11 protein-coding genes and 2 pseudogenes are annotated in these 15,573 nt (G+C 52.0%); 6 read left to right on the forward strand and 7 right to left on the reverse strand.

What is annotated here, in order from left to right:
• The first annotated feature begins 730 nt into the window (after window positions 1–730).
• The 4 genes from AN476_RS18755 to AN476_RS18770 are packed head-to-tail and all read left to right on the forward strand — an operon-like array spanning window position 731 to window position 6,385.
• The gene (locus tag AN476_RS18755) at window positions 731–1,999 is read left to right on the forward strand and encodes a pitrilysin family protein (protein ID WP_172684855.1); all 1,269 of its coding nucleotides are present in this window, start codon (window positions 731–733) and stop codon (window positions 1,997–1,999) included.
• Window positions 1,996–3,372 carry a pitrilysin family protein gene (locus AN476_RS18760; protein ID WP_054463315.1) on the forward strand — a complete coding sequence of 459 codons (1,377 nt, stop codon included), beginning with the start codon at window positions 1,996–1,998 and terminating at the stop codon, window positions 3,370–3,372. Before AN476_RS18755 ends, AN476_RS18760 begins: the two co-directional genes overlap by 4 nt.
• An 8-nt stretch (window positions 3,373–3,380) precedes the next feature.
• On the forward strand, window positions 3,381–5,060 hold the full coding sequence (locus AN476_RS18765) for a peptidase domain-containing ABC transporter (RefSeq protein WP_054463316.1): 1,680 nt from the start codon (window positions 3,381–3,383) through the stop codon (window positions 5,058–5,060).
• Window positions 5,057–6,385 (forward strand): HlyD family type I secretion periplasmic adaptor subunit, encoded by a 1,329-nt coding sequence (locus AN476_RS18770; RefSeq protein WP_054463317.1) that lies wholly within the window; start codon window positions 5,057–5,059, stop codon window positions 6,383–6,385. Before AN476_RS18765 ends, AN476_RS18770 begins: the two co-directional genes overlap by 4 nt.
• Before the next feature lie 284 nt (window positions 6,386–6,669).
• Here the strand turns inward: AN476_RS18770 and AN476_RS22940 are convergent, their stop codons facing one another.
• From AN476_RS22940 to AN476_RS23610, 5 genes and pseudogenes are all read right to left on the reverse strand, one after another.
• Window positions 6,670–6,954 carry a hypothetical protein gene (locus tag AN476_RS22940; RefSeq protein WP_157063811.1) on the reverse strand — a complete coding sequence of 95 codons (285 nt, stop codon included), beginning with the start codon at window positions 6,952–6,954 and terminating at the stop codon, window positions 6,670–6,672.
• A 155-nt stretch (window positions 6,955–7,109) separates the two neighbouring features.
• On the reverse strand, window positions 7,110–8,231 hold the full coding sequence (locus AN476_RS18775) for a cupin-like domain-containing protein (protein ID WP_054463318.1): 1,122 nt from the start codon (window positions 8,229–8,231) through the stop codon (window positions 7,110–7,112).
• Window positions 8,228–8,689, reverse strand: coding sequence for a toxin-activating lysine-acyltransferase (locus AN476_RS23605; protein ID WP_054463319.1), 462 nt, complete (start codon window positions 8,687–8,689; stop codon window positions 8,228–8,230). Before AN476_RS23605 ends, AN476_RS18775 begins: the two co-directional genes overlap by 4 nt.
• Window positions 8,683–9,885: a hypothetical protein gene (locus AN476_RS18785; RefSeq protein ID WP_157063812.1), complete on the reverse strand. Its 1,203-nt coding sequence runs from the start codon at window positions 9,883–9,885 to the stop codon at window positions 8,683–8,685. Before AN476_RS18785 ends, AN476_RS23605 begins: the two co-directional genes overlap by 7 nt.
• Before the next feature lie 556 nt (window positions 9,886–10,441).
• Window positions 10,442–10,558 (reverse strand): annotated as a pseudogene (locus tag AN476_RS23610) (Tn3 family transposase); the annotation flags it as partial.
• Here AN476_RS23610 and AN476_RS18790 point away from each other — a divergent pair.
• A pseudogene (locus tag AN476_RS18790) lies at window positions 10,551–11,303 on the forward strand (Tn3 family transposase); the annotation flags it as partial. The pseudogenes AN476_RS23610 and AN476_RS18790 overlap by 8 nt on opposite strands.
• Window positions 11,304–11,349: 46 nt before the next feature.
• On the opposite strand, the gene AN476_RS18795 reads toward AN476_RS18790, so the two are convergent.
• On the reverse strand, window positions 11,350–14,235 hold the full coding sequence (locus AN476_RS18795; RefSeq protein ID WP_054463322.1) for a Tn3 family transposase: 2,886 nt from the start codon (window positions 14,233–14,235) through the stop codon (window positions 11,350–11,352).
• A gap of 161 nt (window positions 14,236–14,396) precedes the next feature.
• Here AN476_RS18795 and AN476_RS18800 point away from each other — a divergent pair, with 161 nt between their 5' ends.
• Entirely contained in the window at window positions 14,397–14,972 is a 576-nt protein-coding gene (locus AN476_RS18800) for a recombinase family protein (RefSeq protein ID WP_054463323.1), read from the forward strand.
• Between the two features lie 69 nt (window positions 14,973–15,041).
• Here the strand turns inward: AN476_RS18800 and AN476_RS18805 are convergent, their stop codons facing one another.
• A complete protein-coding gene (locus AN476_RS18805; RefSeq protein WP_216598395.1) occupies window positions 15,042–15,500 on the reverse strand; it encodes a hypothetical protein in 459 nt (152 codons plus the stop codon).
• Window positions 15,501–15,573: the final 73 nt, after the last annotated feature.

Below are 15,573 nucleotides of genomic sequence, written 5' to 3' on the forward strand. Positions count from 1 at the left end.
CGCCATGCATTTCCCACCAAGTGGGCCCAACCGCCCGGAACGTGCACAGATGGGGGATAAAAAGAACATGGCGAGAACACGCGAGCTCGATGTGTAACTTTTGGGTCTGTGCGGCTTGAAACGTGTCACATTATGGAGGATGCGGCCCATTTGAGACAGCGGAATTTGTCACACTCGCCTGTCTCGTGAGGGTCTGCCCTTTTGTGACGCGATATCGACAGCTGCCATTCATGCAGCGCGCGGCGAAAACCGACGGTGAGCCCGACTTGTACCTTGGATTTTCGTGCTGCGTGCGCTCGCAGCAGCAAAATCGCCGCGCCTGCACTATTTTCGGTGCCGCTGCGCGGCGTGAAAACCAGCCGTTTAAGAATGCTGCAGCGAGATCTGTCACCCGAATTCACAGGCCGCAGGACGAAACAGATGAGCTAATAGGATGAACTGCCTTCCCACCGAACCGCTGCTATCGTGGTGGGATTGGCGGAGGAGAGGAGCATCCCTTTAGCTCAATCTGAGGTCGAAAAAGCCGTGACAAATGGTTCTGACGTCGATACGAGTCGCAGGAGTGCAACCATAGGGGCGTTGATTTATTGAAGTTCGCGTTGTTGGGTTGAGGGGCAACGTGGAGCTTTTTGCCAACTTAGGCTCTATTTTCAAAACTTAACGGTGAAAGCCGTGATCATTATTTGAGGTCGGTTTGATACAAAAATTTTTTCTGGTTTGGCTAATGTGCTTGGCCTCGATTGCGCGGGCTGATCTATTGGATCTTTCAGAGTATGGCGATTTCAAGAAGATTTACTACATCCCAGAAGCTTCCGCTGACAACGTCGAAGTGCGCTTATTCCTGCCGGTCGGTGAGGCGGATAGAACCGGGGCTGAAGGCCTTGCGCATTATCTTGAGCATTTGGTCGTCTGGTCCGCTGACAAAGTGCACGGCGAAGGCTTTCGCAATCGAGAAATGAATGCTTGGACCTCGCCTTTCTGGACAGCCTATTGGAACCGCGGCCCTAAAGATTCAACTGTGAATATGCTTCGCAATGCCCGTGCCGTGTTTGAGCCTGTGCAGCTTGACCAAGACTTTATGCTCACCGAACGGGACGTTGTTGAGCGGGAATTTGACCTTCGCTATCGTGATAATCCGACAGCGGTGCTCTATCGCGAGGCCTTTCATCATTTGTATGGCGATCATGGGCTTGGTCGCTCTGTCATGGGGACGCCTGATAGTCTTCGACAGTTGCCCGTCAAAGAGGCTTTGGCATTTCATCAGCAACGGTATAATGCGCAAGACGCATATCTGTTGATGTCTGGACCACTTACGAAGGAACAGATAATAGGGCAGATTGAGGAGCACTTACGTGGCTTGCCAAAACGCGCAGCCATTGCGCGAGGTTTTTCGTCGCCACTGCCCCGCCCACCATCAAGTTCCCTAACGCTGAATCTACCAAAGCTGGAGCGTGAGCTGGTGCTTTTTGTTGGCCAAGCGCAGCCCCCAGTCGAATTTTCACGCCGCAAGATTTGGTTCTCTCTGCTCCTATTGGAAGATATCCTGAATTCCTCTTTGCAGGGTGGACTAGCTAAGCCCTTATACTATGACCGTTTTACGGTTACCAAGATCAGCGCCAAACTCTATCTGCTGCCAACCGGTGATATTGGCTATGAGTTTTTCTTCGCCCCGGAAGATGGTATCTCTGCCCAACAGGCATTGAGCCGCGTTCAAAATCTTCTGCACCAGCTGGCAGACGACAGCATTCCAGATGAAACGTTAAAATCGCTCCGGGGCCGCACCTTAGAACAGGTGCGTCGTTTTGAAAAAGATGATCCGCACTACGCTACAACGATCGCGCAACAGAGCATCTTGAACCTTGGTGAAGCACTTGATGTGAAAACCTATCACTATGAGCTGGGGCGGCCCAGCTTGTCAGACTTGACTGCGATCCTGGCTTCAATTGTTGCCAGCCCTTTTGCAACAACTGCAATCACCAATCCGGAGTTATCCCAATGAAGACCTTCTTCAGCGCTCTTTGCCGCGCCGCTATGGTCCTGTTCCTGTTGACCGGGCAGGTTGTTGCCTATGAAATCACAGAACAAAAAACGCCAGATGGCTATGATTTCACCTATGTCCATATGCCAAAGGCAAACCGTACAGCCGTTTCAATTGCCTGGGTTGGCGGCTACGGGTTTTTATCGTCTCGCAAAGAGAACATCGAAGAGCTGGGCCCGATCCTGATGATCAATGGCGGTGCGGGCGGCCTCAGTCCGGATGAAGTCGTCGCACGGTTCAACGCCATTGACAGCGGCGCACGCCTTTATTTGGACGATGATGCCCTGCGTGGATTTATTGTGGCTCCGGCCAAGGACTTGGGCGAGGCCTCAACAATAGCCAACAAGGTTCTCGCCGAACCGACCTTCGATCCGCGCTGGTTAAAGCGGTTCCAACGTAACTATGTTGAAAACGTCAGGGGGTATAGTAAAACCCCGAAAGGGCAGGCGTGGCTGTCGCTGCGTAATATCACTGTCGGAAACCACCCCCTGCGACAAGTGTGGAATGGTACTCCAACGCAGAATATTTCCAGTATAACCATCGACGACGTCAGCGACTGGTACGCGCGTACCGTGACGACAGATGGCTTGGAGATCGCAGTTGCAGGGGATGCCAAACCGACGGCCGTTGCCGAAGCCATTGACACTGCGTTGCGCGCGCTGCCGAGCCAAAACGCACGCGAGGATTTGCCGCCTCTGCAAATGCACTATCCGGCCAAGACCATCCTGATCCATCGTCCCGAGGCAGAGAAATCCTTCATACTGATCGGCGGCCCGATCCCCCCTTCTTACAGCGTGGATTACGAAGCCTTGCAGCTCGCCACCGGAGTGTTGGGGGTATCGGATCAGTCACGTTTGTTTACAGCGGTCAGAAAAGAATTGCGTGCATCCTATGGGTTTAGTGCGCATTTTTCCGATTTCACGCGGGCCAACGGGATGCTCTATATGCAGGGCGAGGTCGAGACCGCTAAGCTGCAAAAAGCACTGGAAACAGTTCAACGCACCTATGAAACCTTCCGTACAGTTGGCGTTGGCATGGTTGAGTTTCCATTTGCGCATCGCATTTTCAAGAACCGTGTGCGCAGCAATATGGACAAACCCGATACCATCGCACATCTTTTGACCGAAGCGCAGTTGACAGGCCGGAGTTCTTCGTCGGGTTTGCAGTATCTCGAACGCGTAGAGGGCCTTTCACGCGCCGAAGTCAATGCAGCAATCCTGCGCCATTTTCCAAAGTTCGATGACATGGTGAAGATCGTCGTCAGCCCTGACAGAGACGCAGTCAAAGCGGATTGCGTCATCTCCGCTTTTTCGGACGCCGCCGACTGCCGTTGAGTTAATGCATGACCAATGAAATGAGCCATCAAAAGGAGAGCCTGCAGCCTAAAGAAATTCCTCTTTCTTGGTTTGGAAAAACACTTTGGAAGTTCACGCCGCTCTATGTTGAACTCGTCTTTCTGGCTGTTTGCACCCGGCTGTTGGGGTTGGTTGAACCCTTCATATTTCAGGTGATTATCGACCGAATACTACCTTTTGAACGTGAAGCGACTTTGGTCGTCGTAGTACTGATCTTTGCTGCCGTTAGTATTTTCCATATTGGGTTCAATATCCTGTCAAGTCTGCTAGGTATGCTTACCGCAAACCGTGTCACTAGTGAGCTTGGAAGACGAATATTTGAGCACTTGTTTCGGTTGCCATATGAGCATTTCAGAAGATGGCCCGTCGGCGAGACCATTGCTCGTATCAGTGAAACAGACACTATACGGTCCTTCCTCGTTGGCACGACCACAGGCGTATTTCTCGATCTTCTCTTCGTAGTAATTTACCTTTCCGTACTCTTTGCACTTTCTCCTACTCTCACTGCTATTGTATTGATTTCCCTGCCGGTCCAAGCATTTGTGTACTTCGTTTTTGGACCCTTTTTGCGTCGTAGATTACGTGCACAATTTGATGCAGGAGCACGGCATCAGTCGAGAATGGTCGAAAATATTGGAGGCATAGCAGCGATCAAAGCGCTTAGTGCAGAAGATAAAATGCTCGACAGCCTTGATGAGACACTCCACGCAAGCCTGGATGCAGGGTATCGAGTGGGCAAACTAAACATTGTCAGCAGCAATTTAGTTTATGCTGTCAGCCAAACACTCACAATCTTGATTATTTTTTTCGGAGCGAGGCTGGTGTTTTCAGGTGATCTAACCCTTGGCCAATTGATCGCTTTTCATCTTGTCACAGAGAAAATAGCATCACCAATAAGCAACTTCTCCGGTCTTTGGGAAAAGTGGCAGAACATCAGAATTTCCCGCCAACGGCTCGGAGATATCTTACTTTCTGCTCCAGAACCTTTTGGAACACTTCCAAGATTGCCGGAAAATGTTAAGCCCGAACTTAGATTTGAAAACGTATCCTTTGAATACCATCCCGGTGCACCAATACTGAAGCATTTTTCTTTTACAACTCAGCCTCAAAGCTTGACCCTTGTTGTGGGACCATCTGGCATTGGGAAAAGCACGTTTGGGCGTCTTGCGGCGGGCATCGAAAGTCCCGCGAAGGGAACCGTTCTATTGGGGGGTAATGATATCGCACAACACGAACCGCATGATGTGCGTACAAAGATCGCTTACGTTCCACAAGAACCCTACCTGTTTTCAGGAACGATACGCGAAAACCTCGTCCTGAGTGCAGCTAGTGCGAGCCCGACGCAAATTAGAGGTGCATTACGGGCAGCTGCTGCGGACGAGATGGTAGAACAACTCCCAATGGGGCTGGATACACAAGTCGGAGAACGCGGAGCCGCCTTGTCGGGTGGACAACGTCAGCGCGTTGCCATAGCTCGCTCACTGCTCAACAATCCCAAGGTATTGATCCTGGATGAACCAACCAGTGCCCTAGATGATGCAGCACAAAACCGAATGATCTCAGAGATTCAGAGCCTTCGAAACCACATGACAGTAATCGTTATCACGCACCGTCCGGAGGTCTTCTCTAACGCAGATCAAGTCGTGAACTTCGAGGCTCTAAGATGACCCGGCACAGAGCCTCGCAAAATGTAGCATCGCCCACTTTGCATGGGACCATCATTTTCACTGTGTCAGTTTTCTTCGCTATCCTGATCATGTCTTATATGTTCAAAGTAGAGATCGTGGCCAAAGGGATCGGAAAGGTCGTTCCCATTGGAAGAGTGCAGGTTGTACAGCCCGAGTTTGGCGGGCAAATCCGAGCTATCCATGTACGTGATGGGATCCGTGTTTCCAAAGGTGAAGTGGTCATTGAGCTTGATCTAACCAACGCCCAAGCTGCACAGAACACACTAGAAGCGGAAGATGAGCGGTTGCGCATTGAGCGATACCGAATAGAAACTGTCATTTCTGCTCTGTCACTGCATCAAGATCTAGACGATGGTACCGTCTTCCAAAAGATTACCGAGTTCAAAGAGTTCAGACCAAAGTCTCAGGTCAAATTTTTCAACGAACAGCGCGCGCTCATGAAGGCGGAATTGTCGGAGCTCTCTGACGCGCTTGCTCAGGTAGACGCCAGAATCCAAGCCAATGAAAAATCGAAATCCGTAACCCAAGCGGGTATCTCACGCATAGAAACCGCGCTAGTTACCCAGCAAGAACGACTTGTATCGGCGCAAAGCCTATTGGAAAAAGGTGCGACCAGTCGATCAAGCTATCTTGACGTTCTCGATGGATTCAACCGCCTTGAAACAGAGAGAGAGGTGTTTTTGCGCGAGCTGGATGAAAAGGCAGCCTTGGGTACCGCTCATCTGGCCGAGCGATCTGGCATTCTCTCTGCCCTACGAAGTCGGCTTCAAACCAGGAGAGCCGAACTTGAAGCCAGGCGTGCAACCCTATCTGAAGAACTCGTGACCAATCAAAGACGTCTTGAAAATACCAAGCTTATTGCGCCGGTATCTGGAACTGTAGATCAACTATCAGTGTTCACGATCGGTGGTATTGTTGATGCGGGACAAGAGTTGCTGCGTGTTGTTCCTGAGGATCAGGAATTCGAGATTGAAGCCATTTTCCCGAACACCGATGTTGGATTTCTTGAGGTTGGCCAGCGCGTTAATATCAAACTGGACGCCTACCCTGCGGAACGTTTTGGCGCATTACGAGGATCAGTGACAAATATCTCAGCTGACGCGGTTGAAGTTGATGACAATGTCTACGGGTTCGTTATCCGCATTCAACCTGAAACAATGGCGCTTGAGACACCGGCCAATAGCTATGCAATCCAGCCTGGCATGACATCTACCGTAGATGCCATCACAGGTGACAGGCGGATTATTAGCTACTTCTTCGCGCCTATAGTTAAGGTTGTTCAGGAAAGTTTAGGGGAGAGGTAACAAGAGTTGGATCCGGTACCGAGAAGGCTCCCCTCGCAATAAACTCAGTGTTTTCGAAGATAAGAGATCCCCAAAAACAATGCAAAGAAAACGGCAAAGAACGCAAAGTTTGCAAAGCTAAGAATTTCAGACCCAGAAGTGTAATTGGTAAATAGCGAAAAAAGAATTGTCGAGAGTACCGAAGCTACCCCAGTTTTTTTGATCATGTCGGAATTCAATGTTAATCTCCCTTGACTTTGAAGAATTCCCCGCCCTTTGGAAGGGCGAGGAGATTACTCTCTTTTTTACCGACCGAAACAGGCGTCACTACCAAGCCCACCAGCAACACCGCCAGACACCATACCTCCGAGCCCTCCAGCCGCACCGCCAGCTGCAGCACCTCCGGGACCTCCAAGCACTCCGCCTGCTACCGCACCACCTGCAAGTCCGGCAACACCACCGATAGCAGCTCCTTCGGCAATATCTCCCACACATTCACTGATGCCACCACCTTCGCCGCCACCGCCGCCACCACCAAAGCTGATCGGTGCAAAAAGATCGGCAGGATAAATATCGTCATTGTTGAACATTTTGTGTTCCTTTGGATTTTGGCAACCTTTTGTGTTATAATTGCCATTGCTGTTTTCTGGGATTAGTCCCAGAGGCTCAAACGGGCGGTTGGTTGGTCTAGAACCAGCCGCCCAACTTACGATTACCTGATGGCAATCGTAATCTCGGGAGGTCGCTAGTAACGCCAGAAGTAACTCACAGACATCGTCGGGCTATCCAATGCGAAGACTTGGTGGAACCAGCCCGCGGGCTGCACCAATAATTCGCCTGGATGCAGATCAACTGAAATCGATTTGGCCCCTTTGGCTTTCGGAAACAGATCATACCGGGGCTTATGCGGGTTGAACCAGCACGATTGATAGTAGCTGTAAGCCTTCTTGGGATACAACAAATCTGCCTGATCCGCAGAAAAAAGCTCCAACCGTTTACGCCCCATGACCTGGAATAGAAATCCCGTGGTTGGATCGCAGTGTAAAGCAGTTGCTGGTGTGTTTGTCGAAACGGACCCTAGCCAAAGCTGAGCCGGTATGAAATCCTCGCGATCAAAGAACATTGGCCCAAAATCATCCCACATCTCATGTGGCATCTTCACACCTTCGGTATAGGCCTTATCCAAGGTCGTGTCGTTCTCAAGCTCTGGCTTTTCTTCAAAGAGACGCATTTGATCAGCCAGCTCTCGCAATGTGATCTTCAGCTCTGAAGAACGACGGCAAACAATTGAATCGCCATATTTTTCGACCAGCCAATCAATTGTCCAATCCTTGCAGGGCGGTGAGGGCTCTAACCCTGTAATGATAGTCGGCAAACCTTCATCAATTGCTTCGAGCAACTGATGCTGAGATGGCAAATGAAGTCGCACCACTTCGTCAAGGTTCCGATGCCCTTTCTTCTTGTGTAGGGCGCGAAGGGCTGCAAGCCTGTCAATCGTAGTGTTTGAGGGCCTGACACAGGACATGCCGAGCTGGAACGCTAGATCTAGATTGCCTTCGAGCTCGACGGTTCCAAGAATCTCAGGGCTGCGCCAATCTAGGATTTCGTAGTCTCTGAATATGGTTTCTAAAGTAGCAAGCGGAAAGGTCATTCTTGTGTCGACCGGGTGCTCATGAATAGGCCTGACGATCTTAAGCGCCTCGCCGAACACCGCTAGGAAATCAAGTTCCGGATGATCAACTACCTGAACAAGAACTGTGCCCGAAATCTCATACGGATTCTCAAAACCTCCCTCCAGAAGCTGGATAAGTCCATTTACGGTCTCTTCTGCCGATGCGAACTCCGGCGCAGGATATGCAACGTTCATGAGGAGGAAACTCTCTGGCTTGCGGTTTCATGTATTGCGGGGCGCTTCCAGTGATTTACTCGCCGAACAGAGCCATCTAGGTTCCGTCGAACACTTGACGCGGTTCGAACCTTTGGAAAAACGTTGTTCATCATATCGCGAACGTAGTGACGTACACCCCCATAGGGCGCGACCCAGTCATTCATGAACATGCGGTCACCACACTGCCACTCGTCTCTTGAAAGAGCCCGGCCAGTTGCGTGAATTTCCTTCTCAACGCTCTCGTTGATCCAAGCCCAGGTGATCATGGCAGCAGGCACGCCGCGCTCGTCGAGATAAAACCTGATTTGGTGAGACCAGATGGCGGGAAGGATTTCCGTTCTGTAATAGTCCCCCAGCTTGTGTTGCCCATGGTAGGGTGAACGCGCAAGTAGTTCCAAAGCGAAGCCAGTGCTTGCATAACTATCCAAGTTCACCATGCGATTTGTGCCTGCCTTGCGCTTCGCTCATTTTTGGAGCTCGCTGTTTTGGCGTGCGGTAGCCGTCGCTTCAAACTACGTTGCAAACGTAGATGATCGCCAAAGGGCGCTGCTTGCCGAGTGAATTCAACATGCTCTGGATTTTGGTCACTTTCATTCCAAGTGGCGTAGCCAATAGGCTTGTTTTCATCCCCAATCACCACATAAGCTGTTTGGGTTTGCAGGTGATGAAGCAGCCTATTGTAATATTTCGAAATAGACATTTCAGAGTGACCCAATAAGTAATCGAGATCGAGGTAGGTCATCATGCCGAGCGTACGGTACGCTTCAATTGCAGGAAGGTCGGATTTCTCCGTAGGTATTTCTGGGAAATAGTTTTTCATTAGGACGCTATCCGAATTTTGACGTTTCGTCGGGAAAGGCAATGGGTGGCCACCGAAGTACTCCGCAGCAAGTTTGTTCAACATCCTCCCCCCGTTCGCCCCGGCAGCATATATTTTGCTCAACTGTGTCGACTTGCAGCGTTGGAAGAGAGTTTGCGAAAAATACCGAGCCAATGGATAGTTCCAGGCATATTGATATTGTCGTTGACCATCCAATAGCGCCGCTTCGAGAGAAGACTTGTGTGCGCCAAAATAGGTATTATCGTCCGCATTGTAGGCGCTACAAATGGAAGCTGAGGACAGTTCATTGAATTGTAGAATGGCGAGTTCCGATATGAATGCGCACCATTCCCGCGCAACAGGCGGCATCTGCCCTTTTCCACTCTTCCAACTTGCCACAATTTGCACTGCGTGACCGAATTCATGAGCCATTGTGAGCAAGTCCGCAACGCAGCCTTGGTAGTGCAAACTGACAAACGGTAACTTCCTGTGACCAAGGTCATATGTGAACGGCATTGGATGCTTCGCCTTATTGGGCGCCAAACACCTTGGGGCGTCCGTCGAAACCCTAGCTATTTCGTCAGACAGCTCTGGTATCGCGATGCACAATGACGTTGCACACTGCGCCCATGCCTCGTCCGCCGTCATGCAGGAGTTGATACGCTCCTTCGAAACAATCCTTGAGGTGTTCATCGGCTCGACGATCCGCTCGAGGTGGGAAAGCACGTCCTTTTTCTCAAAGTCATTAAAAATACACCAATCACAAATGGTTTGTCGACTTCCCATAAGGGGGCTTCTATCCAACAGCGGCATGTCGGCTTCACCAAGGAGGCATTTTAACTCTAAAGGGAACACGTAAAATTCTCACAAAAACATCCCTTCACAATAAACAACCCTGGAGGGAGATCAATGATTTTTTTGACGAGCATGAGGGAGCTCTCACCTTGCCAAAAATTCTACAGATTCTTTGTTCAAGAACTTGTAATTGTTTGATTTCTAAAAATAATATCCACGAGCGTCTCCTCGAATCACTTCATTAGGTAGGGTTTTCCGTACCCCCCCCCGGGGCGAGTCAGGGGTCATCAAAATTGTCACCAACTCTCACTTAAATCACTCTGCCTAATTGCTGTGTCTCCGATTTAAAGTACTGTAAATTTGAGCCAAGTAGGCATGATGTCCATCAAAGGGGTCTGTTCCGGCTGAGTGCAGAATGACACCTTAAGGCTTTCTGCACCTTTATTACTCATGATTTTTTCTCTGTGGCCGTCCTTGCGGCGGCCATGGCTGTTTTGGGTCCTGATGGTGGGTGTGAAGGTGGCAAGAAATAGGGTTGATTACTTCACATGGCGGAGTGGGCGCGCCCCCAGTTTTAGCCTGCCGTGAAAGCCTTACGCCACCTGTACTCACCGGTGAGTAGGATGTGGGCCCAACCGAGTGGCGAGATGTGCGCCAAGAGCTCAGGTTGGCAGTCGAGCCCGGCGCGGCGATACGCTGACTTTAAGCAGGCCTTGGTACCTCTCGCTGCCGTGCAAAACACGCCACGCTTGAGTATCCCGTTCGAGCCACATGAATGGTTGGATGATCGTAAGGCCCGTTTGAGAAATGGGCTTGAACGATTAGCGCACGCTGCCAGAAACGGGACAATCCCCGGCGGATCAATAGAAAATGGCACTCTCAAGCTTGACAGACTGTCCGCCGATGTTCCCGCTGAAGCAGATCAACTCGTGTTGGATTTATATCGCCGTATTCCTGATGTCCGCATCACAGATATTCTGCTGGATGTTGATAAGGCCACTGGGTTTACAGATGCCTTTACGCATTTGCGAACCGGCGTTCCGTGCAAGGATAAGATTGGCTTGTTGAATGTCCTGCTGGCAGAGGGTTTGAACCTCGGGCTGAGCAAAATGGCGGAGGCGTCCAACACCCACGAATATTTCCAGCTCTCACGTATATCGCGATGGCATATAGAAAGTGATGCTATCAATCGGGCACTCGCTATGGTGATCGAAGCGCAATCAGCGTTACCCATGTCCAGATTCTGGGGTGCTGGCTTAACCGCTTCCAGCGACGGGCAATTCTTCCCGGCCACCCCTCAGGGCGAGGCGATGAACCTTATCAATGCCAAATATGGCAACGGTCCCGGGCTGAAAGCCTACACCCACGTCTCGGATCAATTCGGGCCATTTGCCACTCAGAATATCCCGGCAACCGTGGGAGAGGCACCCTATATGGGGTCTGATCCGGTAAGGGGCAGGATAGTACGCTAAGCCGGATTGGTTATCGTTTTGGCCATCTGTATTCGCCGGTTAGCAAAATATGCGCCCACCCGAGCGGTGAGATATGCGACAGGAGCTCTGGTGGGCAATCTCGACCATCGTGCAATCTTGCCGTAACCGCGCGCCCGAGATGATCCGTGTTCCAATAGATGATGATCGCGGCCAATAGATTCAGGCCAGCCATCCTGTAGTGCTGACCTTCAGCCGTTCGGTCCCGGATTTCACCTTGCCTGCCAATCCGCAGAGCGTTCTTCAAAGCGTGATGCGCTTCACCCTTGTTCAAGCCAATCTGGGCACGGCGCTGCATGTCAGTGTCCAGCAACCATTCGACAATAAACAGGGTGCGCTCGATGCGGCCGATCTCCCGCAGAGCAACTGCCAGCTCATGCTGACGCGGGTACGATGCGAACTTCTTCAGCAGTTGGCTGGGCGGCATGATCCCTGCCGCCATTGTCGCAACAGCGCGCAGGATGTCCGGCCAATTCTGGGCAATCAGGTTTTCCCGAATCTTGCTGCCGACCAAGCCGCGCAACTCCTTGGGGGCTGTTGAGGGCTCGAATACATACAAGCGTTTGGATGGCAGATCCCGGATACGCGGGATGAATCGATAGCCCAGCAGGGCCGAAACGGCAAAGACATGATCGGTGAATCCACCGGTGTCGGTATATTGCTCTTTGATCCGCTTGCCGGTTTCATTCATGAGCAGGCCATCAAGGATGTAGGGCGCTTCGCTCACCGTAGCCGGAATGTTCTGGGTAGCGAATGGCCCGAACTGGTCGGATACGTGGGTATAGGCTTTCAACCCTGGCTCATTGCCGTATTTTGCATTGATCAGGTTCATCGCCTCACCCTGACGAGCCGCCGGGAAGAACTGACCATCACTGGACGCGGTGACACCTGCACCCCAGAACTTTGCCATCGGCAATCTGGATTGTGCGTCAATGACTGCCGCCAGTGCCCGGTTGATGGCATCGCTTTCGATGTGCCACCGGGACAGGCGTGACAGTTGAAGGTAATCATGGGTGTTGCTGGCTTCGGCCATTTTGCTCAGGCCGAGATTCAGCCCCTCTGCCAGCAGAACATTCAGCAGCCCAATCCTGTCCTTACAAGGCGCACCTGTTCGCAGATGGGTAAAGGCGTCTGTGAATCCAGTGGCCTCATCCACTTCCAGAAGCAGATCGGTGATGCGTATATCTGGAAGTTGGCGATAGAGATCGAGGACAAGCTCTTCCGCCTCGTCAGGTACGGCGGTTGTTAGTCGTTCGATCTTGAGCGCGCCATTCTCTATAGACCCGCCGGGGATGGCTCCGTGCCTGGCAGCCCGCGCTAAACGGTTCAGGCCGTCGGCTATCCGCACCTTTCGATCTGAAAGCCAAGTGACCGGATCAAGAGGCATTGTTAATCTGGGGATGGTGGTAACGGCTGAAATTGGCACAAGGACCTGCTTCAAATCAGCGTAGCGCTTTGAATGTCCCAGCCAGATATCCCCGGAACGGAAAGCATCGCGTAGATGAAACAGCACGGCGACCTCCCAAAGGCGATGGTCATCCTCCGGCTGAGTTTTAAGATTTCGATGCCATTTCGAGTTTTTGCGCAGAAAATCTGTCGGTTTTGCCCGGTCGACTTTTCCACCAATTGACTCAGTGGCATTCACCAAGGGAATGGCGACCGGGGCGGCCTTGATGTCCAGCGCTTTCAGCATGCGTGGGGCATAGCGCCGGAACCGGCGATGTCCTTGAACGACATGAGCAAGTGGGTCCGCAGCCATGGTGTTGGTCAATTGCGCCGACGTGGCAACCAGCTCCTCCAAGACCGGCCATCCAGGTGTGTCCGAAACGGTGGTTTCTAGGGATGCACCATCGCTGTGCGCGGCAAGTAAGGCAGTTCCCAACTCTGTGAAGGAGCGCAGCGTTTGCTGGACAGCGACCTTTGCGTCGTCAACGCGGGAGTCGCACAGCCTCTTGGCATCTCGCCAAGTCTTTCCAACGATCCGATCATGGGTTTCGACAACAGCGTCGGCGATAGCAGCCCGCCACCCCACCGCGCAGACCGCTAGAATGGCCAACCGTCTGTCGCTGGTAATGTCCCGCAACCCGTCCGCGAAATACCGTTCACCCTGTCTGCGCACCCGGGCAATCCGATGAGGCGGTACATCGTCCAGAATTTCGGCCGGCAACTCGATAGCCTGCAAGAAATCCAATCGATCAAGCAGACGACTAGCACCTGCCGAGTTTTGTCCGACTTCAAACTGGCGCAACCAAACAAATCGGCTGACCCGTTCATCGACCAGTTCCGTCAGCAATGCATCCAATTGGAATTGCATCGCTTCACTGAGACGATCCGCAATACGGCTGTCGATCTTCCGTTCTGAGACAACCAAGGCATCCGCACAAAGCCGTTCAACAACAGAGACACCGGGCAGGACTGTATGCGTATGGCGGCATTGCTCGACGAACCGCCGGGCCAAATCCAAACTGGATCGTGCCGTTTCTGCTTCCAGTGTCAGCCACGCTTTCAGATCACGTGCCCCCTGACCCGAGAACATCTTGTATCCATAAATCTCCCGAAGATCGGCAAGATGTTCGCGCCGGGTTTCAGCCCGGTGCGCGTAATCCGTCAAATCCTCGGGCGCTATGCCCAGCTGTGCCGCCAGAAACTCGGTGATCTCGGATGGAATGACTTCTCCCGGCTGCAACAGCCGACCCGGATAGCGAAAGACACAGAGCTGCAAAGCAAACCCAATACGGTTTTGTGCCCGGCGTCGGGATCGGATGTGTTCGATGTCATCATCGGCAAGCGTATAATGCCGGAGCAGGGTCGCTTCATCGGATGGAAGATCAAATAGCGCCGCCCGTTGTCGGTCGCTCAAAATCTGGCGTCTTGGCAATTCTAATTCCTGTATGTGGGGGATTGGCTTGTCCGTAAGGGGATCGCTGAGCGGGCGAATTCCCGCCGCACATCCCTTCAACAAAACTGGCTCAAAGAGCGTCTCATATAGATGGTACGATAAAAATTGCAATGAAGGGGCCTTATTCGTACAGTTCGGCCATGAACACCACACTTATCGGATACGCCCGCTGCTCCACTGACAACCAGGACCTCACCGCACAGAAACAAGCGCTGGAAAGTCTCGGCGTTGCCCCGGATCATATCTATACCGACCACGGGCTGACCGGCACCAACCGCACTCGTCCTGGTCTGGATCAGGCCATTGCCGCCGTGCGGGAAGGTGACACGCTGGTGGTTCCAAAACTCGACCGGCTGGCCCGATCTGTTCCTGATGCCCGCGCCATAGCTGATCAACTCCAGGAGAAAGGCGTCAAGCTGGCTCTTGGAGCGTCCATCTATGATCCGACCGATCCAATGGGAAAAATGTTCTTCAACATCCTTGCCACCTTTGCCGAGTTCGAGGCCGATCTGATCCGCATGCGGACCCGCGAAGGCATGGCTATCGCTCGTGCCAAGGGAAAACTGCGTGGCAAGCAGCCGAAGTTATCAGACAAACAGCAGAAGGAACTTTGCCGTATGCACGGCACTGGCGACTATTCCATCAGCGATCTGGCCGAGGTGTTTTCCGTGTCCAGGCCAACCGTTTACAGAACATTGAACAGGCACAAGACCTAACCAATCTTACACCATAAGATTTCACGGTTAGTTTGAATCAGATCAGTGTTCAAAGTGGAAACCCACACACTATTCTATCCGATCAGGCAATCCCCTGCCATTGTTCCACCAGCGGTTCGGGTTGTCACTTTTGGGGTTATAGGCGGCGCGGCTTGCCCAATCCTCCCGGACAAATATCACGGGTTCTTCGTAGTGATGCGCGTGGATGATTGCATCCATTACGCTTGATAGAGTGTCCAGGTCCCGCTCAACAGATATCTTCAGTTCGACCATCGGGTAAGTTTCGGTCGCTCCTGGTTCAAACCCTTCCACATGCGTTGTCGTTGTCGATCCAGGCTCGGGCTGGGTGGTTTCCTTTCCAACCGCTGAAATGCTGGCATTGCGCTGATACCGGCCAAAGCTCAACGGATGGATTTTCATGATCTCATCCAGAATGCGATCTGTGTCTTGCGGCAAAGTCTGCACCTCGATGGTCCATACGGGAACAAGCCGACCTGACTCGGCTTTGTATTCCGTCAAATCAATCATTAAGAATTCTCCTTGTTGTTTCAAACGGGGTGTAGGTTCTCGCTTCCTGCTTCATGAGGGCAGCGCCTCGACC

The sequence above is a fragment of the Phaeobacter sp. 11ANDIMAR09 genome, from assembly GCF_001294455.1.
In the GTDB taxonomy this organism is placed as follows: Bacteria; Pseudomonadota; Alphaproteobacteria; order Rhodobacterales; family Rhodobacteraceae; genus Pseudophaeobacter.

Excerpts from the sequence above, each read along its gene's own strand:
- AN476_RS18760 (WP_054463315.1), top strand. The coding sequence starts at position 1,996 with ATGAAGACCTTCTTCAGCGCTCTTTGCCGCGCCGCTATGGTCCTGTTC.
- AN476_RS18765 (WP_054463316.1), top strand. The coding sequence starts at position 3,381 with ATGACCAATGAAATGAGCCATCAAAAGGAGAGCCTGCAGCCTAAAGAA.
- AN476_RS18770 (WP_054463317.1), top strand. The coding sequence starts at position 5,057 with ATGACCCGGCACAGAGCCTCGCAAAATGTAGCATCGCCCACTTTGCAT.
- AN476_RS22940 (WP_157063811.1), bottom strand. The coding sequence starts at position 6,954 with ATGTTCAACAATGACGATATTTATCCTGCCGATCTTTTTGCACCGATC.
- AN476_RS18775 (WP_054463318.1), bottom strand. The coding sequence starts at position 8,231 with ATGAACGTTGCATATCCTGCGCCGGAGTTCGCATCGGCAGAAGAGACC.
- AN476_RS23605 (WP_054463319.1), bottom strand. The coding sequence starts at position 8,689 with ATGGTGAACTTGGATAGTTATGCAAGCACTGGCTTCGCTTTGGAACTA.
- AN476_RS18785 (WP_157063812.1), bottom strand. The coding sequence starts at position 9,885 with ATGCCGCTGTTGGATAGAAGCCCCCTTATGGGAAGTCGACAAACCATT.
- AN476_RS18800 (WP_054463323.1), top strand. The coding sequence starts at position 14,397 with ATGAACACCACACTTATCGGATACGCCCGCTGCTCCACTGACAACCAG.
- AN476_RS18805 (WP_216598395.1), bottom strand. The coding sequence starts at position 15,500 with ATGATTGATTTGACGGAATACAAAGCCGAGTCAGGTCGGCTTGTTCCC.